The sequence below is a fragment of the Staphylococcus roterodami genome, from assembly GCA_022493055.1.
Taxonomy (GTDB): Bacteria; Bacillota; Bacilli; order Staphylococcales; family Staphylococcaceae; genus Staphylococcus; species Staphylococcus singaporensis.
In genome coordinates, this window is the sequence record CP092781.1 from 2,546,821 (window position 1) to 2,569,073 (window position 22,253).

Sequence of the window (22,253 nt, forward strand, 5' to 3'; positions counted from 1 at the left end):
TAATCAAATACTGAAAGAAGGCGACTGACTTTGAAAAAATTAAGTTCATTAATTGTAGTAGTATTAATATGTATCATTGCATTATCAGCTTGTAGTAAGGAACAAACAAAGACCTATGAAGGTGACGTAAATGGTAAACACGTACTCACGTCAATCACTTATAAAGACGATAAAGTTTTAAAACAGTCTACAATAAACACAATTAAGTACGATGATCTTGGCATAAGCAAAGATGAAGCTAAAAAGTTATTCGCAAAAACTGAAAATATCTTCAAAGACCTTAAAGGTGCTAAATATAAAGTCGACTATAAAGACAAAAAAGCTATTGAACATTTAGACATTAATTATAAAGAAGTTGATATGAAAGAATTAAACAAACGTTTTGGTGTATCATCTAAAGATAGTAAAGACAATAAATATCTTAGCTTTGAAAAAGTTGAAAAACAGTTAAAGCATAGCGGTTTAAAAGAAAAAGACAAAATGGATGACAAATAGTTTATAACATAAAAATACCCTCAGAAAAGACTAAGGCTACAAACCTTAATCTCATTCTGAGGGTATTAATATTAAAAAAACTCAACGTACTCGGAGTTAGGTTTTCAATAAATCTAGCATCCGTTTCTTCCGTGATTCTGGATATACAGTTTAACTAATCAATTTCAATTTATAATCATGTATTGTTTGCAACTGACCGTCAACTTTCCGATAAATAATATGGTCTGCTGTAATTTCTGTCGGACTTGATACACCAACTGCCGCTGCAATATTAAATAAGCCTTCATGCAAACTTGTCACATAATTCGTTACACGATATTGTTTTTCACCTACAATTAATGCTTTTTCTTTTTTAGCATCTGTTGTTGCAACACCAACTGGACATGTATTCATGTGACATTGTTGACTCATTATACAACCGACACTAATCATCATCCCACGTGCGATATTTACAAAATCTGCACCTAAACCTAGTGCAATCGCAATTTTATCTGGCGTCACTAGCTTACCTGATGCGGCCAATTTCACTTTATCTCGAATACCATATTTCTCTAACATGCCTGATACAATCGGTAACGCTGTAAATAATGGTAACCCAACACCATCTTGTAGTTCTTGGAACGTTGCCCCTGTACCACCTTCACCGCCATCAATTGTAATAAAGCTTGGATACTTATCTAATTCAACCATTGTGCGTACAAGCGTTTCTATTTCTGATACTTTACTAACAACAATTTTGAATCCTACAGGTTTTTGACCTAATTCTTGTATTTTATCAACAAAGCGAATTAAATCTTCAGCATTGTGAATGAACTCATAACGGTTCGGTGAATTAATTGTTTTATATGGTTCGACATTACGTATTGCAGCAATTTCTTCATTCACTTTTTCTGCTTCCATATGACCGCCACGAGTTTTTGCGCCTTGTGCCAATTTTAATTCAAATGCTCGAACATTAGAGGACTGTGCTACTTTACTAAATAAATCTTCACTAAAATTACCTTCTTTATCACGAACACCAAACAAGCCAGGTCCAATTTGGAAAATGATATCACCATTACCTTTTAAATGATATTCCGATAAACCACCTTCACCTGTATTCATCCATGTACCCGCTTTAGCCAAACCTTTTGATAAAGCCGTAATTGCATTTTTACCTAAAGCACCATAACTCATACCAGATTGGCCTACAATACGTTTTAAAATAAAAGGATGTGCCAAATTCTCACCTAGTTTTATCGCATGTTCATCACTTAAATAATAGGGATCAATCTTAGTCGGTGCTCGATATTCTTCGCGACTAAACAGACGTTCATTCGCAATTTTATAAATAAATGTAGATATCAATGTTGTGTTATCCACAGATATTTCGTTACGTTGTATTGGAAACATCGTGTTTTGTATGTAAAAGCCATCCTGATAATCTCTTGTAGTACCAAAACTTGTCATACGTGAATTATATTTTCCTGCTAAAACGATATTTTTATAATCGTTACGTGAAAAAGGCTTCCCTTCATTATCACCAGAAAATAAATACTGTCGTAATTCTGGTCCTATTTTTTCTGATATATATCTTATACGTGCTAATAACGGATAATTTCTTAAAACACTATGTTGCGATTGCCTTTTATCTTTTATCAACCAAATAAGCCCGATTACAATGACTGTAAGTAAAAATCCTACAACAATAATATTAACTATAAATTGCATGATTGTAAGAAACGTCATTACAATACCTCCCCCAAAATTTCAATTCATCATAATGATACACCTTACAAAACAAATTACAATGGAAGCGCTTCGTTATTTTGAATGAAATTATCATATATTTCCTTTAAATTTTAATGTATAGAACATACAATACAAAGTAATATGTGCTAAAGTATCAATATAATAAAATTCTTTATGAGGTACACTATGTCAAATACAAATAAACATTACATAGAAGAATACGCTACCGCTCAATCGCGTTTTTTCAAACGTGATATTGTATTTATTTTCCTTTATATATTTTTGGTTAACATCTTGCCAATCATTATTGTCTACTCTACGCTTGGTTTAATAGCCATTTTCACACAACAAGCACCATTGGATTTCCTTTTTCCTCTTTCATTAAACTTTAGTTTTTTGCTCGCAGTGATTATTTCATTAGCTATTTTTCGTTTCATGCATGTAGACAAATTTGTTCCGATGATACGTTCGCAAATCATTGCCAGTGCTAAATATAAATGGCATATTCTTATATCTTTTACAATATGTATCGTAATCTTTTTACTCTTAAATCATTTCGATATTTTCGCACTAAATGTAGATTCCTTTACTGCCTTTGACATTTATTCGCTAATTAAAGGGTATGGTTCCATCAGTTTAATAGCTATATTTTCTTTAATCATTATATTAAATATTTTGATTTGCCAACTTATTTTCCGTCATATTTTAATTCAAGAATTAAGCAGATTAATACCTTTAAAGATTACAATAGTATTATCCGTTATCCTTGAAACACTGTACTATTATCCATACATTAATACATGGTGGGAATTCATTCCAGCATTGATACTAGCAAGTAGTACGACTTTATTGTATTTAAAATCCAACCGTAACTTTATGGTGAGCTACTTTTATCAATTAGCAGTCATTCTCGTTTTGCATATTTTCATGTAAAATTTCCCAGAGTATTATCCATTATCCATACACATCAAAAAGCACACTTAAAAGTCAGTGTCATAACTAACTTCTAAGTGTGCTTTCTTTAGATATATTGTCGTTCTATAAACGAGCCATATAAAATGTTTCGTGTCCTAGCATGAAGCACACGAAGCATCATACCCAATATATCTTTTTAAAATAAAATATTCATTAACTTAATATGCTTTAAACTTTTTCATTAAAGACTACTCGCTGGACGTGGTGTTGGCTTTTTCAAGAAACTCATAATCATAATCACAATGACTAATATACCACAGATTAAATACATCCATTTAAATCCTACTAAGTCGGAAATAGGTCCCATCAATGCGCCACCTAGTGAAATACCTAAATCTGCGCAAGCAATAAATAAACCTAACAACATATTGCGACCTACTTTTGGTAAGACGAAACTCAAATAAGATGTTAATGTTGGATATACCATTGCTTGTGTCATTCCTATTAGTATCGCACTACTATAAAAAATGATTGCCCCTACTTGCGGACCAAATGCCACTACAAATGACGCGATAACTAGTAGTGATAATACTGATACCATATATTTAGGATGCCATATGCCATCAGATGGAATATATTTTCTCAAGTAAAATCTTGTTGCAACAACTGCGATTGCTTGTATTGTTAAAAAGATACCTGCATTCGCAAATCCTAAACTCACTGTATATAACGGTACAAATGTACTAACTGCACCAAATACAATCGATGCAACAATCATAATAATACCGCTGTTCAACAACTCTTTGTTTTTGAAAAATTGCGCGAATACTGTAACAGCATTGAACGGCATTTTTTCAATTTTATCGGAAGTATCCGGTTCTTGTTCAGCAAAGGTAACACGATATCCAAAAAATGTTGTTGTTAACGCAATAAAGATAATCACAATCGCGAATAATGAAATATTATTCGCATTCCAAATACCTACGGCAACTAATGGACCAATCAAGTTTGGAATCGTTGAAAATAGTGAGTACAATGATACACCTTCTGAACGATGTTCTTCTGGTAACGCATCAATAATACCTAACTGCAACGACATTGAGAAGAATGCCGTACATACACCTTGCATCACACGAGCTACGAAGTAACCTTCCAACCCTGTAAAGCCATAAATAATTAAAGCAATAGCATTAATTATTAATATAATTCGTAATACTTTAATGGGACCGACGCGAGCAATAATTTGTCCTGCCCATGGTCGAAACACCATTGCTGTTAACATATATGCACCCATAACGATACCAATAACAGTATTCGTTGCACCTAAATCATGCCCTCGTAACGGTATAAATACGTTTAAGATTGCATTGGCACTAAAGAACATCAATGTTAATATATATAATCTCAAAAAAGGCCAAGCCATTGCACCTTTCATTATCTCACTCCTTAGAATGATAGTTGTTTTTCTATTAATTCTCTTGTATAAGCATTGTCACTTTTATGCAATGCACTTGTTGAAATTCGCTCTTCGATTTTTCCATTTTTAAAAATAATTAACTGATTACATAAATACGTCGCAGCTTGAATATCATGTGTAATAAAAATATAACTCAGCTGGCGCGTTTCTCGTAAATGAATCAATAAATCTAGTATTTGTGTTTGAATAGACATGTCGAGCGAACTAATAGCTTCATCAAACAAAATATATTTAGGATTAATACAAATGGCACGTGCAATCGCAACACGTTGCGCCTCACCACCTGATAACATATTAGGATATTTATCCATATATGCTTTCGATAGCCCGACTTCTTCTAACAATGTGATAGCTTGAACTTCCATTACATCTTTAGGCTGACCATCACATTGACACATCACTTCAAATAAGATTTCTCTAACTGTCTGAAATGGATGTAATGATGATGTATAATCTTGAAACACTGCACCAATTTGATGACGTCTCACTTTCTTCTTATACATAGGTTGATCATTTAATGTCACGCGACCTTTGTCTGGTTTCTCAATACCTAATATCATACGGCTTAAAGTCGATTTACCACTACTACTTTCTCCGATGATTGCTATCGTTGCCCCTATTGGACATTCGAATGATACACCTTTGACGATTGGTGTTCGGCGGCGCTTAAATACATGTGCACTTTGATATGATTTTTCAACATCTGTAACTTTAATCACATACATCACCCCTCATCACATGTTTAAAATGGTCATTAATTTTCTTCTTCGTTGATAATAAATACTTCGTATAAACATGTTCTGGATGATGCAAAACTGATTCACGTGTACCCTGTTCAATCAGCTGACCATTTTTCATCACAACGACACGGTCTGCTATTTTGTTAATGACCGTTAAATCATGCGAAATGAAAATCATTGCACAGTCAAAATGTTTCTTTATATCTATAAATGCTTCTAAAACGTCATATTGTGTAATTGTATCTAATGCAGTTGTTGGTTCATCAGCAATGATTAACTTTGGTTTCAAAGCTAACGCTAAAGCAATCATTAATCGCTGTAACATACCACCAGACAACATATAAGGATATGATTTTAAAATACGTTTAGGATCTTTCAAACTTAAATAATCCATATATTCAATTAATGTCTTTTCAATCTCTTGAGTAGACAATGACGTATGTACTTTCATAGTCTCAAACATTTGTTTACCTACTGTTGTCGATGGATCAAATGCACGACTACCTTGCTGCATCACCATCGCAATATCTTTACCACGGTACTTTTTCAGTTGCGATTCGGATAGTGACAACATTGGTGTACCATCAAAGATAATTTCACCTGTCACCCCGAGTCGTTCGGGATTCAAACCAATAATCGACTTACAAGTGATTGATTTACCGCTACCACTTTCACCTATAACACCAAGTGTTTCACCTTTAGTTACTGTAAAATTAACATCTCTAACTAGCGGTTGATCTGTCCATGTGTCTGTAATCGTCAAATGTTTAACTGTTAACAAAGTCATTATTGCACCACTCCTTTTTTCACAGAACGAAGTTTCTCTTTAGAAGAGATGCGGGGATCAATGGCAACTTGTAATGAATCCGATAAGAAATTAAATGTCATTACGATAATGACTATGGCAATACCAGGTGCAAACATCATTTCAGGATGCGTAAACATTACTTTTCTGGCTTCATTAAGCATCATGCCCCACTCTGCAGTAGGCGCTTTGACACCTAATCCTAAAAATGAAAAGCCAGATATTTGCAAGATCATTGAACACATCGAGCTACTAGAGATAATAGCAATATCCGCTAACGTTAACGGCATAATATGTTTATGTATAATTTTCATATCATTCATGCCAATTGTTTTAGCAAATTTCACGTGGTCTGAAGCCGTATATTGCATAACACTTGTACGAATAACACGGCAGAACCATGCCCAACGCGTCAATATAAATGCCATAATAATATTTTCAGCACCCATACCAAACAGTGCAATTAATGCTAACGTTACAACATAACTTGGGAATGCTAACATAACATCACACGCACGCATAATGATTGCATCAACAAACCCTTGGAAATATCCTGATAAGAATCCTAAAATAGATCCGATAAACACAGAAACAAATAATGCTACAAAAACATATAACAAACTTGGTCTAATAGCATAAATAAGTCTTGTTAAAATATCTCTACCTAAATGGTCTGTGCCTAATAAATGTTGAAAACTGATACCTGCAAATTTGTTTGCCGTATCGATATGGTTAGGATCATAAAATGTCACAAGTGGTGCTGCTAATCCTAAAAATATATATAATACAATAATGCCTAATGCGATTACTGCACCCTTATCTTGTAATAAACGTTTTAATATAATCATCGTGCGCCCTCCCTTAATCTTGGATTTAATAGCGCATTAATGATATCTGCCAATGTATTAAATACGATAAATAATACCGCTACAATTAATACATATGCTTGAATAACTGGGAAGTCGTGTTCTAGTATCGCTTTTAAACTTAATTGACCTAGACCAGGCCAAGCAAATATATACTCGATAACTACAAGTCCACCCATAATCATTGGTATAGACATACAAAAGATTGATACCGCAACTTGTAAAGCATTACGCAACACATGTAGCATTAATGTGATTGATTTCACACCACTAGCTCTTAAATAAAGTACATAGTCTTCATTTAATTGTTCCACCATTGAACGTCTAACATTTCTAAAGTAAATACCAGCATAAGCAATCGTAATAACAATCACTGGCAATATGTAACTTTCTGGACCTGTTAATCCAGAAGTCGGCAATATGTTTAACTTCACTGATACGTAAATAATAAGTATTGAAGCTATCCAATATGATGGTAATGCAGTTAGAAAGAAAGCCACTGAACGTATCGCACGATCAGTGAACTTTCCTCTTTTTAATGCACTAACTACACCTAATATAATCGATGTAATCATTACCATAACACTTGAAATTATTGTTAATTTCAATGTATTCATAAATGCTGGGCCAATGCGTTCAGCAACAGGGTCACCTGTAATGTAGCTAGTGCCAAAGTTAAACTGCATCGCTTCAATTAACCAGTTTTTATATTGAATTAATAATGGATCATTGAAACCATACTTTTCGTTCGTTTCGGCAATCAACTCTGGTGTTACATTTGGTGTCCCTTGTGCATGTAAAATTGTCACAGCTGGATTTTCATTTGTAATATACGTCAATAGAAATGTCATAAAACTTACTACAATCACTAATGGAAACATGAGCGCAATACGTTTTAAGATAAATTTGAACATCTAATTGCTCCTTTATTTATACTGCATTTCATTGAATGGTAATTCATACTGTGATTGTGTGAATGATACTTTTTCTAAATCTTTCGGTGCAACAACTGTCATGCTACCGTGAGAAATAGGGATAAAGATACCTTCATCATCAATTTGTTTCAAGATGTTTTTATAAGCGTCTGAACGTTCTTTACCATTTTGGATTTTAAATGCGTCATCAATGCTGTTGTATATTTTATCTTTGTTCTCAATTCCTGATGTTGCACTTTCATAACCGTTTTTCGCTTTAAATGCTGCAATCGTACTTTGTGGATCGTACAATAATCCCCAAGTTTGGTTGAACATTAAGTCATAATCACCAGAAGTACGACGTTCAGCAATTTTATCTGATGTTTCGCCATTGATGTTTAGTTTAATACCCATTTTTTTAAATTCTGCTTGTAAGTATTCAGCTTGTTCTTTTTGACTTGAAGAACCTTTGTCATAGTACATTGCCATTTCAAGGTTTTTACCATCTTTTTGACGAACATCGCTGTCTTTACCTTTCTTCCAACCAGCTTCATCTAATAATGATTCTGCTTTTTTAAGGTCATACTTACGTGTTGGCATATCGAAATTAATGTCTGTTACATTTTTCGCAAATAATTGAGTTGCTGGTTTTTCTTGGCCATCTAAAATTTCTTTGGCAATTTTATCTCTGTTTACCATATGACCAATCGCTTGTCTGACTGTTTTGTCACTAACAGCGTTATCTTTTTTACCAGAATTGACAACTAACATTTTTGTATTCATAGGTTGACTACGCTTAACTTGATAGTCACCTGTATCTTTCAATTGTTTTAAAGAGTCTTTGTCTAAGCTATCTGTACCTCTATCGTCAGTAAAGGCAAAGTTTGTTTCACCTTTTTTCATAGATAGGAATGCTGTTTCACCAGCAGGCATCACTTTAGCTTGTACTTTATTAAGCTTAGATTTTTCGCCCCAATATTGATCGTTTTTGTTAAAGTCTGCAGACTCGTCTTTTTTATGTTCACCTAATTTAAATGGACCTGTACCATCGAACTTTTTAACGCCATCTTTCGTTGTACCGTTTTTAAAGTCTTTTGGAGACACAAATACATAAGGACGAGGCATCGCTAGTTCAGCTAATGCTGGTTGATATGCTTCTTTCAAACTCAATTCAACCGTGTACTTATCTTTAACTTTTACATTATCAATCAATGTTGAAATCTTTAACCAAGAATGCAGTTTTTTATTTTGTTGAACCGCATCAATATTTTTCTTAACTGCATCAGCATCAAATGGTGTTCCATCATGGAATTTCACATCATCTCTTAAATGGAATGTATATGTCTTCCCATCTTCAGAAATATCCCATTTTTTAGCTAGTAACGGTTTGATACCATCTTTTGTGTTACGTACAAGTGGCTCATAAATCATACTTTCAGCAGACATAGATCCACCGTAAACATGCGGATTCATATCCCCGATATCTTTAACCGTTGTATACGTTAATTGCTTATTCTCTTTCTTTTCTTCTAAGCCTTTATTACCACCACAGCCAGTTAAAATTATCCCTGATGCAAGTAACATCGCACTCATTTTAGTTAGTTTTCTCATTCGTTTTTCCTCTTTCTAAATTGATAAGTTGCATTACTTAATCAAATCGTAATGATTATTTTTCTCAATTATTTGCTTATTTTTATGTAAATGTCAAACATAATTCAATAATTTTTTTCTTTTATAAAACTTCAAACCCTTAGTATGAAAGCGTTCTATTGATTTCCAAAAATTTTGTGACGAGCGCCTTATCCTCTTCAAATAAGTTTGTATTAAATTGCGAAGATAACTGTTGATCTTGATGCATATCTTTGTACGCCTGACAACTTGCTTCATAACGTGTTAGGAACTGATCAATCATTGGCGTTTTGATACCTAGCATTTTCCCAATATGCTGAATCATCGCTGTTCTGTAGTAGTCTTCACTTGGCATTCTTGGAATTTGAACAACATCCTGTTCATTTTTATAGACTTGCTTAAATGGTACCGCTGAAAAATCAAAGTAATGTCCTTGTTCATCCGGCTGTGAAAATGGATCAATGAGGATTGCGGTATATCTTACATAAAGCAGATACTCTTGTAAAATATCTGGCAAGATTTCGAAATGCTCAATATCACCTTCATCCAAAGTTTCAGAACGTACTGGATAATTCTCTTTCACCATAAATTGAAGCAGGTTGACTGACGGCACTCTAAAGGCTTGTAAAATAGCCATCATTTCCTTCCACATTAAACGCATTTCACGGATTAGTGTCATCGTTATCGGTCCTTCAGGAAATAACTTATACACATAAACCGGTACATCCGTTCCTTCGAAAATGGCTTTCAATGAAAAATCATTCATAAATAATGGCGGATGTACATATAGAGAACTGTTTCGTGTTTCTGCATGCAGTGGCGATTCAACTACTTCTAATTGAATATTCAATTGCTCAGATAGTGCATTGATATGTTGACACATCGTTGAGTTTGGATGTGTCGTTCCCATATAAAGTTTCTTTTTCACACCAGTTGTCAAAACGTGGTTTGGCACTTCTTTATCGAGAATACGTGTATCCCCAAGATACGTTGAAAATGAAATAACCTCGATATCTTTATTAAATTTAGACATAAATTGTTCGACAATCATTTGCGAACCAAATGTCGGTGATATTAAAATGACATGTTTCACACTCTGCAATGTTTCTAATGACAATTGTTGTAAAGTGTCATAGTATGCATCTGCTGTGCATGCCATTACAATCGTGTCGTATTCACCTTTTACATTTATTACATCTTTATATAAGCGATTAATATCAAAGTTACCTTCTAAGTGTCTATGCGCCTCGTTTTGTACTTTAACTTCAAATCGCTTTTCTTTTTTATACGCTCTATATAAGCGTTTTGATTTTTCTGATGTTGAGGCACGTCCAACCATATCAATCTCATAATCTGATTTTAAATAGCAAATATTCGCTAATTGGATTGCGACCGGACCAGTGCCTATCATTAATAATTTAGACATCCGTAATACCTACCTTTATAGCTGCTTTTTTATAAAGTGCTATATCAAAAATTTGCTGTGGCCTCATGTGTTTATTCACACATTGCCACTTATCTTCCGATGTTTCTTGTGACGGATAATTAAATAGTGCTTTGATGCCATCACCAAAGCGCATTGCTACTACAACATTTTCATTAGTTAAATCATATAATTCCTCTAAAATGCTATACTTTATCGGAATTGTAGAGCTAAAAATAATATGCGTCACATCTTTGATATCTTTAAGCTCAGATACCTTTTGATCCGTAATTGTTATATCTTCATTTGGTGCTAAGACATTAACGATTCTGCGTCCTAAGTCAACGGCTTGTGGATCAATATCAATGCCGATAACTGAAGCACCTGTTTCTTTTGCTACTTGAATTAACGTCATTGGATATGCACCTGAACCAACTAACAATAATTTGTCATTGCTAGCTATACTACATTGTCCAAACTCTTCATCAATACAATGTTCTATATTGTCAAAGTAACCTGTGGTAGACGCCTGTCCGTCTAATAGACGTCTTGCTCTAATTATCTCGACTTGTTTTACACATTGAGCTGTAATGTGTTGAAGTGATTTTATTAATTGCGCTTTTTCTTCAACGTCAAGCCAAGCATTAAATTGTTGTTCATAAATAGGATTTAAAATAAATTCACTATAGTCATCCATCAATGTTTCTAATGCTTCGATGTATTGATCGTCTTGTAATACACGCTCGTAATGCGCTTCAAACTTTTCCAAATATTGTTGTAATATCAATTTGATTTCATTATTAAAGTTATTCATTGTAGGCTCCTTATTCTATATATGCTTTTCCTGTAGCTACAGTTGTAACCTGTCCTTTAATTGAAGTTTGATATCCCAATTGATGACATTGCTTTGATGTCACTAAAATGCTGCCCCCTGGCTGATGTACTGTAAAATCTTTGCATGCGTCATTACGTTTATAATTATTAAAAACCCCAATTGATGCTGTACCAGAACCACAGCTATTTTCCCAAATTAAACTTTGAATTTCTGGTATATAGATTAATGGCTGTAAAAATTGACGTTGTTCATCAAAAAGCATTATACCTACTGTTTTATATTTGTCAGTCCATTGTTGTTCACGTACAAACGTTTCAACTAAATGTTGAATTTCTGTTGTTACTTGATTAACTGGAATCACATAATGTACATATGTTTCATAAATAATTTCTATTGCTTTCCATGAATGATTACCCATGTTAATTGTTGTTGGCACAACACGATGGGCTTGTGGCATTTGAACTTCATAGTATTGGCAATCATGAATTGCGCATTGCACTAAATCCGAACAGCCAGATACCTTCACCTTAAACTGTTGGTCTTTAAGCAAATGACTTTCCTGCAAATGATGTATATATGACATCGTCGCATTACCGCAAAATTCATTACCGCTCATAACTAGATGGAAATCATTGCCATCATCATTTTGTGTTGATTCTATAAAGCCTACCTGTTCACAACATACATGTGTTGCGGCCATTAACTGATTGGCGATTGATGCATATTCACTAGCATCATGTTTTGAATGAACAAGTATCGTCATATTCCCCGAAGGATTATACTTAGAAAATTCTATAACCTGCCGATTCATACGACACTCCTTTAGATGTATTTTAGAGCCTCTGTAATTTTTAATTACTAGAGGCTCTTATGCAGTTGTTGCGAAGCAAACAACTGTGTTCCTCTAAAACTTTGTAATTTTTTAGAAGATGAACCTAATAGCTATCTATTAGGTAAGTCATGCTAATTCCGCAAAAGCGAAAAGCATGGCTTTATATGCAGTTGTTGCGAAGCAAGCAACTGTATTCCTCTAAACCTGTAATTTTTAGAAAAAGAACCTAATAGTTTCCCATCTATTAGGTAAGTCATACTCATTCGCAGAACGAAAAGTATGACTTAGTACTCGGTTGTTGCATCAACATGCAACTCCAAACTTATTTAAAAGTGCTTCATGTGGCTCTATTAAGTAAATGCAATTGTCCGTATAACTACACCTACTCAAATGCGTATACTGTTTTCACCTCAACTAAAACTTCAAAAAAGTTGCAGAAAACAAATCGTAATTATTACGATTTGATTATATACTATATTAGTTGAGAATCATTGTCAATAAAGGTTGTAAATGAATTTTATATATTTAAACGCGTTTCTTCCTTAAACATGGCATATTCAAGTCTTTAGAGACATTTTGAAAATTTTTACCAATAAAAAAGACTAGCTCCAACGTACAATACGTTAAAACTAGCCTTAATCCATAAGATTTAAAATATCAATAATTTATTTTTCAAAAGTTAATAATTCACCATCATTTGGCGCAACTACTCTGTTAGTTAATTCATGTGATTCTAAAAATGCATGCAAGTCTTTGCGAGATAAATGCCAATGATTGACCGCTTCCATATGCACAACAACAATTTGCGCAAGCGGCAATGTATTAGCAACTTTTAACACATCATGTTCATCCATAACTAATGGACCACCTTCAAAGAATTGATTTGCACCACCATTAAGAACAACAACATCTGGTTGATATGTTTTTAATGCTTTTTCAACCCCTTCAAACCAAACTGTATCTGCTGCTAAGTATAATGTCGGCTCTTCAGAATGTTTTAAAATCATGCCGTGAACATGTCCTGTCATTTTCAAAATTTCACCATGACCATGTTGAGCATCTGTTTTAATCAACTCAATTTCTCCAATGTGTGTCACATCATTAAATACAGAAACGTTTGTAAATCCATAACTCTCTACTTCACTAGCATCTTCTTCATTTTGTGCGTAAATTTTAATATCTTTCGGCAATACTTCAATTGCTTTCGGATCAAAATGATCAATATGCAAATGCGTTAAAATCACTAAATCGATGTCGTTTATAATGTCTTCAATTGCCATAGGTAGTTCTACAAGTGGATTTTTTTGATTTTGTCTCGGTGAATTTGGAAATGGGTCAAATGAACCTTTATCACTTAACATTGGATCAAGTAAAATATGTTTCCCCCCATATTCAATAACAGCCGTGGCATTTCTTATATGTCTAATATTCATGTTATATCCCCCTATTTCATATGTCTTTCATTGCAACAATATGCATACATTGCCTACTTCATGCCAAATTCTTTTCCACTGGATATCGATTTTAAATAATTATTCCAATGTCTGCTTCCATGAATCATCACTTAACATCTCGCCAGGCCATGTGTAAGCCATCACACCACCATCAATGCGAATTGTTTCACCAGTAATAAATGAACTGTCGTCAGATGCTAAGAAGACTACTAATTTAGCAACTTCTTCTGGTTTACCTAAACGTCCCAGCGGAGTCATCCATTTTTGATTTTCTCTAAATGTTTTACCTGCATCACCTTCACTCGTACCTGTCAGTTTATCTACTAACGGGGTTTCAATCGTACCTGGTGCAATTGCATTGGCTCGAATGTCATCACGGCCATACTCAATTGCGATTGATTTTGTAAAATTAATCACTGCACCTTTCGCAGCATTATATCCTGAGCGATACAAATCTGCTGCCTGCCCGGAAAATGAAGACGTATTAACAATAGAGCCACCTTCAGCCATCATTAAAGGTAACATCATTTTCGTCATTAAAAATGTCCCACGCATGTCTACATTCATAATCTTGTCATACACATCTAACGGGTATTCATGAATTCTACCTGCAGCATTGTCTACGCCTGCATTATTAAACAACACATCGATTCTTCCAAACTGTTCCTTTATGTCAGATACAAAGTCTACCACTTGTTGTTCATCTGAAATATCCACAATATACGCCTTCGCATTGTCACCATTACTTTTAATCTTATCGACAGTCTCTGATACCGCTTCAGCTATGTCTACCGCCAATACATACGCGCCTTCTTGAGCTAAAGCGATTGCTGAAGCTTGTCCTATACCTGTACTTGCTCCTGTTACGACTGCAACTTTATTTTCCAAACGTTTCATCCAGTCACTCCTATACAACATATCTTAAACTTACAGTCCTTATTTTCCACTGTTCAATGCTTCATAAACCTAATAGATAAGTCTTCAGGCAGTCTTAACTACTCTCTGCTATACAATTTCTATTGAATAACTCAAAATATTTAACAATATTAGCTTTTTTATTTTCTGAAAATTGTTACTTTTAAAAGTATTTTTTGTTACACTTTAAATATTTAACAAAGGGGGAGGAATAATTGATGACATCTAAAGAGGGACAAAAAGGTTCTATCGTCAATAGTTTCTTAAATAGTGTTGAAAAAATTGGAAATAAATTACCAGATCCAAGTGTATTATTCTTTTTAATGTGTGTAGGTCTAGCAACTTTGACATGGCTTGTCTCACTATTTAATGTATCCGTTAAGCATCCAGGTACACATCAAACTATCCATGTTAAAAATATTTTAAGCCATGATGGTTTTACGATGATTATGAATGATGCCATAAAAAATTTCTCGGAATTTCCTGCATTAGGTTTAGTACTTGCTGTTATGATTGGCATTGGTGTTGCAGAGAAAACAGGATACTTCGACAAGCTAATGATTTCTGTTGTGAATCGCGCACCACGATTCTTAATTTTACCGACTATTATTTTAATTGGCATTTTAGGAAGTACAGCCGGCGATGCTGCGACAATTATCTTGCCGCCGCTTGCAGCAATGCTTTTTATTAAAATTGGCTATCACCCTATTGCTGGTTTAACGATGGCATATGCTTCCGCTGTTGGAGGATTTGCAGCGAATATAGTTGTAGGTATGCAAGATGCTTTAGTCTATTCATTTACAGATCCAGCAACACGTATCGTTTCAGAGTCTATTAAAACAAACGTTGCTATGAACTGGTACTTTATCGCAGCGAGCGTCGTTGTATTGCTTCCTACGATATTGTTAGTTACAACTAAACTGATTATTCCTAGACTAGGAAAATATGATGACAGTTTAATGCATGATGACCATGAAGAAACATCTTCACATATTACTGACAAAGAAGCACATGCTTTAAAATGGGCAAATTTTAGTTTTGTTGTCACAATCATTTTATTGATTATCACTGTAATTCCTGAACATAGTTTTTTAAGAAATGCTAAAACAGGGAGTTTACTAGACGATGCGCCATTAATAAATGGTGTCGGTTTAATTATTCTTGTCGTATTTTTAATCCCTGGATTAGTTTATGGTATTTTAAGTAAAGAAATTCAAAGCACGAAAGACTTAGGGAAAATGTTTGGAGAAGCTGTAGGATCAATGGGTACCTTTATCGTTATCGTTTTCTTTGCAGCACAGTTACTCGCGTTTTTAAAATGGAGTAATTTAGGAATTATCGCTGCTGTTAAAGGCGCTAAATTATTAGAACATCAAAATGGTATTGTACTAATTTTAGGAATTATTATTCTAAGTGCTTTAGTAAATTTATTAATTGGTAGTGCATCTGCTAAATGGGGAATTTTAGCACCCATTTTCGTTCCAATGCTCATTATTGTAGGATTTCATCCAGCCTTCACACAAGTGATTTACCGTGTAGGCGACTCAATTACCAATCCAATTACACCGATGATGCCGTACTTACCTTTATTATTAACTTATGCGCAAAAATACGATAAACGCATGAAGTTAGGTGCTTTACTTTCTAGTTTAATGCCGTATTCAATCGCGCTAAGTATTGTGTGGACAGCATTTGTCATCATTTGGTTCTTATTAGGCATCCCTGTTGGACCAGGAGGACCGATATTCGTTAAATAGCAGTTTTTTTAAGCCACTAAACGAGGATTCTAATCGTTCAGTGGCTTTCATAATATAAATATTTAAGACATAAAACTATAAATTTTCACTAATAATGTTCAATCGATTCCAACTATTGATTTGATTTACCACAAATACTAAATCTGTAATTTGCTCTTCATCATAAAATGTTTTTAGCCTTTCGATAATATCGAATTTTTTAAAATCTTTAATCGCATTTAATTTTTCAGCAAATTCTAAGGTCACTCTTTCTTCCTCTGAAAATAAATCTAGATGATTATAACTCATCACTTCATCGATTTTCATTTGCGTTACACCTAAATCTTTCAGTTCTTTCTTATGAAGATCAACACAATAGTTACAGCCATTAATTTTCGAAATAAGTAACTTAATCAATGCACTAAGTTCATCATTCACTGGTGATTGATGAATAAATGTCTCACCTTGATTCATCACAGACATTAATCCTTTGTTCTGCGTCGTAAAGTTATAGGGCATTTGCAATCTCTCCTTTTAAATTTTTGAATTGTTGCAAGGATCCAAATTTACCAACATATGACTTTTATTATCTCCAAAACATTTTATTTTATTGAATATAAAAAATGAATTTAAGATGTAAAAAGATAAAAAATGTTGGAGCTTACTATACCCTTTTTTATAAATCCTCACACACTTTTGTGCCAAAAAATAAATGCCGTTGAAACAATCACTTCGGCATTGTTATTCGGTATATGATTTTCTTATACTGACCACACTATTATTTCATTTAAATTAACGTGGTTCAGGTGTGTTAATGTCCTGCAAAAATAGGGAAATACTTGTGAATATGAAGTGATTTATATTAATTGCGAAGTACCTTCGATAGCGATGAAATGGATTATTGGAAAGTTACATCAAAATGAAGAAGACTCTAGTGGCCTTCTTTTTTATCTAATTCTTCTTTGATTTTTTCTGGTGATTTTAATTCCTGTGCTGGTTTTAGTAACTCACTTAATCTTTCACTTTTAATTAAATCACCTACAAATTGAAAGTTATTTTCAGGTGATGCATAGGCAACAAAATCATCTTCTTTATTTTCATTTATGTAACCTTCAATCACAGCACTTCCCATAGGACTTGTTTCCAAGTTTGTGAAATGTACAGATTTGATTGTGTTTGGTTCTTTAGTATTATGCTTAAGATAGAGTGTAATACGCTCCTGTTGTTCTTTATAGTAAATTGATTTTTGTTTTTCTTTTTCATCATATTTCATTTTTAAATAAATGACTGATGCAACTATACATATACATAAAATGACACCAATAATTATAAAAACATATTTTTTGTTCATTAAAGTAACTCCTAATTTTAGTGACTCTACTTTTTATTTAGTTCTTTTTTAAATCATCTGGTGATTTTCTTTCATGTGCAATTTTTAATAATCTATCTACTCCTTCACTTTTTATCATAGCACCACCAAACTGATAATTATGTTCTGGTGTAGCATAAGCAGTAAAATTATCTTTTTGGTTTTCATTTATGTAACCTTCAATCACAGCACTTCCCATAGGACTTGTTTCCAATTTTGTGAAGTGTACAGTTTTGATCGTGTTCGGTTCTTTAGTGTTATGCTTGAGATAAAGTGTAATGCGCTCTTGTTGTTCTTTATAGTAAACCACTTTTTGTTTTTCTTTTTCATCATATTTAATTTTAAAATAGATACCTCCAATAACCATACATACGCATAAAACAACACCAATAATTATAAAAACATGTTTTTTGGACATTAAAGCAACTCCTAACTTTAGTGACTCTTCTTTTTGTTTAGCTCTTTTTTTATATCATCAGGCGATTTTAATTCCTGTGCTGGTTTTAGTAATTCACTTAATCTTTCACTTTCTATCATATCTCCACCAAATTGATAATTATGTTCTGGAGACCCATATGCAACAAAATCAGCTTTTTTGTTTTCATTGATGTATCCTTCAATTACTGCATCGCCCATAGGTCCTCTTTTTAAACTTGTGAAATGTACAGTTTTGATGGTATTGGGTTCTTTGGTATTATGCTTGAGATAGAGTGTAATACGCTCTTGTTGTTCTTTATAGTATATTGCTTTTTGTTTTTCTTTTTCATCATATTTCATTTTAAAATGGATACCTCCAATAACCATACATACGCATAAAACAACACCAATAATTATAAAACCATGTTTTTTGGACATTAAAGCAACTCCTAACTTTAGTGACTCTTCTTTTTATTTAGTTCTTTTTTTATATCATCTGGTGATTTTAATTGATGCGCTGGTTTTAGTAACTCACTTAATCTTTCACTTTCTATCATAGCACCACCAAACTGATAATTATGTTCAGGTGTAGCATAAGCAGTAAAATTATCTTTTTGGTTTTCATTTATGTAACCTTCAATCACAGCACTTCCCATAGGACTTGTTTCCAATTTTGTGAAGTGTACAGTTTTGATCGTGTTCGGTTCTTTAGTGTTATGCTTGAGATAAAGTGTAATGCGCTCTTGTTGTTCTTTATAGTAAATTGATTTTTGTTTTTCTTTTTCGTCATATTTCATTTTAAAATGGATACCAGCAACACTAATTAATACGATTAATATAATACTAGTTAATATTAAAATTTTCTTTTTCGACATATATCACCAGCTCCTAAAATGTGGTGGAATTTTATACAGTTTACATGTTTATGATACTACAAAACACACTCTTACAAAGAAAAACTATAATTTTAATCTAGGTCAAGGAAAAGCAATCAAAAGTGTTGATATAAAGTTCATCTACGACCAACGAAATATTGCGGATATAAAGTGGTTAACAGATAAATACAGTGGAATGTTGTACTAAAAATTCAAGTGTTTTATTTTTTTGTGTAAGTGTGATTAGCTTGAAAACAAAATTAAAACGACCGCATAGTTTTAGCGGTCGTTCTTTTTAGACTCTAGTTCTTTTTTTATTTCATCAGGCGTTTTGGTTTGATGTGCTGGTTTTAATAATGTGCTTAAATTTTTACTTTTGATTAAACTTCCACCAAATTGATAATGATGTTCTGGAGACCCATAAGCAACAAAATCATCTTCTTTATTTTCATTGATGTAACCTTCAATTACGGCATCGCCCATAGGTCCTCTTTTTAAACTTGTGAAATGTACAGATTTAATCGTGTTTGGTTCTTTAGTATTATGCTTAAGATAGAGTGTAATACGCTCCTGTTGTTCTTTATAGTAAATAGCTTTTTGTTTTTCTTTTTCGTCATATTTCACTTTTAAATAAATGACTGATGCAACTATACATATACATAAAATGACACCAATAATTATAAAAACATGTTTTTTGTTCATTAAAGTAACTCCTAAAATGTGGTGGAAAATAAAAAAGTTTTTGTAATCTATAATTATGAACATTACAGATTATAAACCATAACACTAATATCGTCGCCTTCACTAACTTGATTGATAAAATCACCAGTTACTGAGAATTGTGAAAGGAATAATTGCCTATCATGCCCTTATATCATTATTGCCTTACTAACATTAACAAAATCGATATCTGTTACATTAAACGCCTGTCTCCCACGTCTCAAACACCTTATTATACAGGACGCACTGTAATTTCATTCACATTAACATGACTCGGTTGTGTTAATGCATACAATACCGCTTCTGCAATATCTTGTGGATCAAGCTTTTTACGATCACTTGGATTATATGCGGCAGTTATTGCTGTATCTACCATTCCTGGTGAAATGCTTGTTACTTTAACGCCTGTCTTTGCCAACTCTTTTTCTAATCCTTGAGTAATGGTATGAACTGCTGCTTTCGTCGCACTATAAATCGTACTTATTTTAGTTACTTCGAAGCCAGAAATAGATGCGATGTTAATAAGATGACCACTTGATTGTTCTAACATAGTCGGTAATGCAGCCTGTGCCGTATATAAAGTGCCTTTGATATTCACATCAATCATACTATCCCACTCATCTACTTGATAATCAGTAATCTTAGACGATAACATTTGTCCCGCACTATTGATGATAATATCTAATCTGCCAAATGTTTGTTGTGCAATTTTAATCAATTCATCGACTTCTTCTTTATTCGTTACATCTGTCGGAACTACTTTAACGTTATCTTGTGACAATTGATTCGCTACGTTTTGCAATTTTTCTTTATTTCTACCTGCTAAGACAACTTTCGCCCCTTCTTCATGTAATAATGTAGCGATTGCTTCTCCAATACCACTACCTGCACCTGTAACTACTGCTATTTTATCTGTTAATACTGTCATAATGATCGACTCCTTTGATTCTTTTTATTTTTTCAGGGTAAATCATAAATACATATTACTTTTAAAAAGCGTATCACAATTCATATAACGGTCATAATAACTCGCTTCATTTTCATGGATAAATTACATTTCAAGCCATTCGAAATATACAATTAATCGTTGTTCATATTTTTTATTTTTAAAAATGTTGAAAAATCGTCACTTCTTTATTGTAAAAACATTATATTAGTACTAAAGTTAATACTGTGATTTATCATTCGATTGAATGATTAGAGGGAGGAATAAAACGTGACATATCATGAGCGTGTTTTAGCATTAAGAGCAGAAAGTAAAAGAACCGCATTTGATTTTCGATTCGAAGATTTATTTAGCAAAGAAGAATGGTTAAATATGTCGCTTGCAGAAAGACAAAAAGCTGAAAAAGCATTTCGACACGAAGTTAAAAATATGGACGATGTAAGAATGCCCTTCTCAAGTGTCCATGACGCCCAAGTAAAATTATATAATGTTGTATATTCTTATAACGGCATTAAACGTAATTTTAAACAAGTTGAAAATGAAGGATTCTAATATCATTACGTTTATATATAGCAATCATGATAGAATTTTATATGTAAATCTTGTAGGTAATCGTTCTAAAAATAATATAAGCAAGACTAAAGCCACATCCAATATAGGACGTGGCTTTTAGTATCGTTCCAGATTTGTGGGGAGTTAGGGTTTACTTAATTAAAGGGGTCTGCCCTCAATTGCTCACCAACGAGGGCAAGTTACATCAATCACACTTCAATTGCCGCCGACTAGGGGTAGTAATCATTGGCAATAAGAACTAGTTAGTGACTAACGATTTACGTTCCATAGCAAAGTGATACAAACGCTCAGCATCAATGTAAGGCATAGAATCAATAGTTAGGTAACCATCTTTAATATCACCAATTAATCCTTGATTTACACCAGTGTTCACGTAAATATCATAGCTACTTACGTCTGAGAAAATAAGCGCTTCAATCTCTTTTCTCATAATCATCACTCCAATGTTTATATAGTATTTATATAAACTCTCTCGTCTCTCTCTATTTATTAACTTCTTACAAGTCTAATATTACATGAATTTCCAAATAAATAAAGTGATTTGTGATGTTTTTCACAAATTTATCACTATTTTGGAAAATTAAGA

General features: G+C 33.3%; 25 protein-coding genes. 5 read left to right on the forward strand and 20 right to left on the reverse strand.

Annotated elements, in window-relative coordinates; genetic code table 11:
* Nucleotides 1-30 precede the first annotated feature (30 nt).
* Nucleotides 31-495: a DUF1307 domain-containing protein gene (locus tag ML436_12490; GenBank protein UMT77930.1), complete on the forward strand. Its 465-nt coding sequence runs from the start codon at nt 31-33 to the stop codon at nt 493-495.
* A 150-nt stretch (nt 496-645) separates the two neighbouring features.
* Here ML436_12490 and ML436_12495 read toward each other — a convergent pair whose 3' ends face one another.
* Complete coding sequence (locus tag ML436_12495) at nt 646-2,223, reverse strand: FMN-binding glutamate synthase family protein (GenBank protein ID UMT77931.1); 1,578 nt, start codon at nt 2,221-2,223, stop codon at nt 646-648.
* A 189-nt stretch (nt 2,224-2,412) separates the two neighbouring features.
* Here ML436_12495 and ML436_12500 point away from each other — a divergent pair, with 189 nt between their 5' ends.
* Nucleotides 2,413-3,159: a hypothetical protein gene (locus ML436_12500; GenBank protein ID UMT77932.1), complete on the forward strand. Its 747-nt coding sequence runs from the start codon at nt 2,413-2,415 to the stop codon at nt 3,157-3,159.
* A 223-nt stretch (nt 3,160-3,382) separates the two neighbouring features.
* On the opposite strand, the gene ML436_12505 is transcribed toward ML436_12500, so the two are convergent.
* The 11 genes from ML436_12505 to ML436_12555 all read right to left on the reverse strand — a co-directional run bounded on the left by ML436_12505 (nt 3,383) and on the right by ML436_12555 (nt 15,013).
* The gene (locus tag ML436_12505) at nt 3,383-4,576 is read right to left on the reverse strand and encodes an MFS transporter (protein ID UMT77933.1); all 1,194 of its coding nucleotides are present in this window, start codon (nt 4,574-4,576) and stop codon (nt 3,383-3,385) included.
* A gap of 11 nt (nt 4,577-4,587) precedes the next feature.
* The gene (locus tag ML436_12510) at nt 4,588-5,337 is read right to left on the reverse strand and encodes an ABC transporter ATP-binding protein (GenBank protein ID UMT77934.1); all 750 of its coding nucleotides are present in this window, start codon (nt 5,335-5,337) and stop codon (nt 4,588-4,590) included.
* Nucleotides 5,330-6,145, reverse strand: coding sequence for an ABC transporter ATP-binding protein (locus ML436_12515; protein UMT77935.1), 816 nt, complete (start codon nt 6,143-6,145; stop codon nt 5,330-5,332). The genes ML436_12510 and ML436_12515 overlap by 8 nt, the downstream gene beginning before the upstream one ends.
* Entirely contained in the window at nt 6,145-7,011 is an 867-nt protein-coding gene (locus tag ML436_12520) for an ABC transporter permease (protein UMT77936.1), read from the reverse strand. Before ML436_12520 ends, ML436_12515 begins: the two co-directional genes overlap by 1 nt.
* On the reverse strand, nt 7,008-7,943 hold the full coding sequence (locus ML436_12525; GenBank protein UMT77937.1) for an ABC transporter permease: 936 nt from the start codon (nt 7,941-7,943) through the stop codon (nt 7,008-7,010). Before ML436_12525 ends, ML436_12520 begins: the two co-directional genes overlap by 4 nt.
* 12 nt (nt 7,944-7,955) lie before the next feature.
* Nucleotides 7,956-9,554, reverse strand: a complete 1,599-nt coding sequence (gene cntA, locus ML436_12530; protein ID UMT77938.1) for a staphylopine-dependent metal ABC transporter substrate-binding protein CntA — start codon at nt 9,552-9,554, stop codon at nt 7,956-7,958.
* 139 nt (nt 9,555-9,693) lie between these two features.
* Nucleotides 9,694-10,998: a staphylopine dehydrogenase CntM gene (cntM, locus tag ML436_12535; GenBank protein UMT77939.1), complete on the reverse strand. Its 1,305-nt coding sequence runs from the start codon at nt 10,996-10,998 to the stop codon at nt 9,694-9,696.
* The gene (gene cntL, locus ML436_12540) at nt 10,991-11,809 is read right to left on the reverse strand and encodes a D-histidine (S)-2-aminobutanoyltransferase CntL (GenBank protein UMT77940.1); all 819 of its coding nucleotides are present in this window, start codon (nt 11,807-11,809) and stop codon (nt 10,991-10,993) included. Before cntL ends, cntM begins: the two co-directional genes overlap by 8 nt.
* A 10-nt stretch (nt 11,810-11,819) precedes the next feature.
* On the reverse strand, nt 11,820-12,641 hold the full coding sequence (cntK, locus tag ML436_12545; protein ID UMT77941.1) for a histidine racemase CntK: 822 nt from the start codon (nt 12,639-12,641) through the stop codon (nt 11,820-11,822).
* 686 nt (nt 12,642-13,327) lie between these two features.
* A complete protein-coding gene (locus ML436_12550) occupies nt 13,328-14,095 on the reverse strand; it encodes an MBL fold metallo-hydrolase (GenBank protein ID UMT77942.1) in 768 nt (255 codons plus the stop codon).
* A 99-nt stretch (nt 14,096-14,194) separates the two neighbouring features.
* Nucleotides 14,195-15,013: an SDR family oxidoreductase gene (locus tag ML436_12555; GenBank protein ID UMT77943.1), complete on the reverse strand. Its 819-nt coding sequence runs from the start codon at nt 15,011-15,013 to the stop codon at nt 14,195-14,197.
* 236 nt (nt 15,014-15,249) lie between these two features.
* On the opposite strand from ML436_12555, the gene ML436_12560 reads away from it, so the two are divergent.
* Nucleotides 15,250-16,788 (forward strand): AbgT family transporter, encoded by a 1,539-nt coding sequence (locus ML436_12560; GenBank protein ID UMT77944.1) that lies wholly within the window; start codon nt 15,250-15,252, stop codon nt 16,786-16,788.
* Nucleotides 16,789-16,863: 75 nt separating this feature from the next.
* Here ML436_12560 and ML436_12565 read toward each other — a convergent pair whose 3' ends face one another.
* The 7 genes from ML436_12565 to ML436_12595 all read right to left on the reverse strand — a co-directional run bounded on the left by ML436_12565 (nt 16,864) and on the right by ML436_12595 (nt 21,076).
* On the reverse strand, nt 16,864-17,286 hold the full coding sequence (locus ML436_12565; GenBank protein ID UMT77945.1) for a carboxymuconolactone decarboxylase family protein: 423 nt from the start codon (nt 17,284-17,286) through the stop codon (nt 16,864-16,866).
* A gap of 412 nt (nt 17,287-17,698) precedes the next feature.
* The gene (locus ML436_12570; protein UMT77946.1) at nt 17,699-18,118 is read right to left on the reverse strand and encodes a DUF1433 domain-containing protein; all 420 of its coding nucleotides are present in this window, start codon (nt 18,116-18,118) and stop codon (nt 17,699-17,701) included.
* Between the two features lie 37 nt (nt 18,119-18,155).
* Complete coding sequence (locus ML436_12575) at nt 18,156-18,554, reverse strand: DUF1433 domain-containing protein (protein ID UMT77947.1); 399 nt, start codon at nt 18,552-18,554, stop codon at nt 18,156-18,158.
* A gap of 17 nt (nt 18,555-18,571) precedes the next feature.
* The gene (locus ML436_12580; protein ID UMT77948.1) at nt 18,572-18,991 is read right to left on the reverse strand and encodes a DUF1433 domain-containing protein; all 420 of its coding nucleotides are present in this window, start codon (nt 18,989-18,991) and stop codon (nt 18,572-18,574) included.
* Nucleotides 18,992-19,008: 17 nt separating this feature from the next.
* Nucleotides 19,009-19,428: a DUF1433 domain-containing protein gene (locus ML436_12585; GenBank protein ID UMT77949.1), complete on the reverse strand. Its 420-nt coding sequence runs from the start codon at nt 19,426-19,428 to the stop codon at nt 19,009-19,011.
* A 279-nt stretch (nt 19,429-19,707) separates the two neighbouring features.
* Entirely contained in the window at nt 19,708-20,130 is a 423-nt protein-coding gene (locus tag ML436_12590; protein ID UMT77950.1) for a DUF1433 domain-containing protein, read from the reverse strand.
* Between the two features lie 250 nt (nt 20,131-20,380).
* Nucleotides 20,381-21,076, reverse strand: a complete 696-nt coding sequence (locus tag ML436_12595) for an SDR family oxidoreductase (protein UMT77951.1) — start codon at nt 21,074-21,076, stop codon at nt 20,381-20,383.
* Nucleotides 21,077-21,364: 288 nt separating this feature from the next.
* Here ML436_12595 and ML436_12600 point away from each other — a divergent pair, with 288 nt between their 5' ends.
* Both ML436_12600 and ML436_12605 read left to right on the forward strand, forming a co-directional pair.
* Nucleotides 21,365-21,646 carry a single-stranded DNA-binding protein gene (locus ML436_12600; GenBank protein ID UMT77952.1) on the forward strand — a complete coding sequence of 94 codons (282 nt, stop codon included), beginning with the start codon at nt 21,365-21,367 and terminating at the stop codon, nt 21,644-21,646.
* Nucleotides 21,582-21,767, forward strand: a complete 186-nt coding sequence (locus ML436_12605; protein ID UMT77953.1) for a hypothetical protein — start codon at nt 21,582-21,584, stop codon at nt 21,765-21,767. Before ML436_12600 ends, ML436_12605 begins: the two co-directional genes overlap by 65 nt.
* 138 nt (nt 21,768-21,905) lie before the next feature.
* On the opposite strand, the gene ML436_12610 is transcribed toward ML436_12605, so the two are convergent.
* Nucleotides 21,906-22,097: a hypothetical protein gene (locus ML436_12610; GenBank protein ID UMT77954.1), complete on the reverse strand. Its 192-nt coding sequence runs from the start codon at nt 22,095-22,097 to the stop codon at nt 21,906-21,908.
* Between the last annotated feature and the right edge of the window lie 156 nt (nt 22,098-22,253).